The sequence below is a fragment of the Stenotrophomonas sp. 05L44_2 genome (assembly GCF_056665995.1).
Window position 1 is genome coordinate 1 of record NZ_JBFTNR010000840.1, and the last position, 1,630, is coordinate 1,630.

At 69.7% G+C, this 1,630-nt stretch carries 3 protein-coding genes; all 3 read left to right on the forward strand.

From position 1 onward, the window contains the following. A partial coding sequence (locus tag AC1VAN_RS21190) for a TPM domain-containing protein (RefSeq protein WP_480986677.1) occupies positions 1-640 on the forward strand: 640 nt, incomplete at its 5' end. Further along, a complete protein-coding gene (locus AC1VAN_RS21195) occupies positions 640-1,134 on the forward strand; it encodes a TPM domain-containing protein (protein WP_333622759.1) in 495 nt (164 codons plus the stop codon). The genes AC1VAN_RS21190 and AC1VAN_RS21195, both read left to right, overlap by 1 nt. Positions 1,135-1,218: 84 nt before the next feature. Beyond that, positions 1,219-1,630 (forward strand): prolipoprotein diacylglyceryl transferase (gene lgt / locus AC1VAN_RS21200; protein WP_480986678.1); only part of this gene is annotated, 412 nt, incomplete at its 3' end.

Sequence of the window (1,630 nt, forward strand, 5' to 3'; positions counted from 1 at the left end):
GGTGTTCGACCAGTGGCAGATCGGTCGCAAGGGCGTGGATGACGGCGTGCTGCTGGTGGTGGCCAAGGACGACCGGCGGGTGCGCATCGAACCGGGCTATGGCCTGGAAGGCGCGATTCCCGACGCGATCGCCAACCGGGTGATCCAGGAATACCTGGTGCCACGCTTCCGCGCCAATGACTATGCCGGCGGCATCACCGAGGCCACGGCGGTGCTGGTGAGGATCATCGACGGCGAAGCCCTGCCTGCGCCGGTCAGCAGCCAGCAGGGACGCGCCCCGGACGGGGGCGGTGATACCTGGATCCTGGCGTTGTTCATCGGCGTGTTCGCCGGCAGCATCCTGCGCGGCGTGTTCTCGCGGGTACCGCGTCCGCTGCGCGGCCTGCTGGGTGGCGCTGGAGCGGCGGTAGCCGCCTTCCTGTTCACTTCCACCTTGCTGGCCAGTGGCCTGGCCGGCGTGGTGGGCCTGGTGGTGGCGATGTTGTCCGGCCATCCGGGGCGTTTCGCCGGCGGTGGCGGTTGGGGCGGCGGTAGCTGGGGCGGCGGCGGCTTCGGCGGCGGGGGTGGGTTTGGCGGCGGCGGCGGCTGGGGCGGCGGTGGTGGCCGTTCCGGCGGCGGCGGCGCGTCGGGAGGCTGGTGATGATCCAACGTCTGTGCAGGCATCTGTTTTCGCCATCGGTACGGCGGGCGTTCCCGCCGGCCACGCTGCAGGCGATCACCGAGGCGATCGCCGCGGGCGAGCAGCGCCATGGCGGCCAGGTGATGTTTGCCGTGGAGGCCGATCTGCCACTGCATGCGCTGTGGCACAAGGTCACCCCGCGGCAGGCGGCCGAGCATGCCTTCGCGCGCCTGCGCACCTGGGATACCGCGCACAACAACGGCGTGCTGATCTACCTGCTGCTGGCCGACCACGCCATCGAGATCGTGGCCGACCGTGGCCTGCACGGGCGGGTCGCGCCCGAGCAGTGGCAGCGGGTCTGCACGCATCTGCGCGAAGGCCTGCGCGGCGCGCAGCCGGTGGCGGCGCTGCGCGATGCCATCGACGAGGTTTCCTCCCTGGTGGAAGGGCACTTTCCGGCCTCGGCGCGGTCCGATCAGGACGGCTTGCCGGACACGCCGCAGATCCTGGGCTGAAGCCCGGCAATCGGGCGATGGCGGCCACCACGAGGCCGCTCCCGGGCGGCGCTAGAATATCGGCATCCCTGCAAGGCGCCCTTCATGATCTATTTCCACGACATCGACCCCATCGCCCTCTCGTTGGGACCGATCAAGGTGCACTGGTACGGCATCATGTACCTGCTCGGCTTCACCGCCGCCTGGCTGCTGGGGCGCAAGCGGATCGCGGACGGGCGCCTGCCGGGCGTCGATGCCAACGGCTTCTCCGACCTGCTGTTCTACGCCATGCTCGGCGTAGTGCTGGGCGGGCGCATCGGCTACATGCTGTTCTACGCGCTGGGCGATTTCCTGCACAACCCGTTGCTGCTGTTCAAGGTGTGGGATGGCGGCATGAGCTTCCACGGTGGCCTGCTCGGCGTGATCGCGGCCTGCTGGTGGTGGTCGCGCAAGCATGCGCTGCACTTCTTCGACACCATGGATTTCATGGCGCCGCTGGTGCCGCTGGGCCTGGGCT

What these genes read in the sequence shown, in the direction of transcription:
- AC1VAN_RS21195 (WP_333622759.1), top strand. Translation starts at nt 640, where the DNA reads ATGATCCAACGTCTGTGCAGGCATCTGTTTTCGCCATCGGTACGGCGG.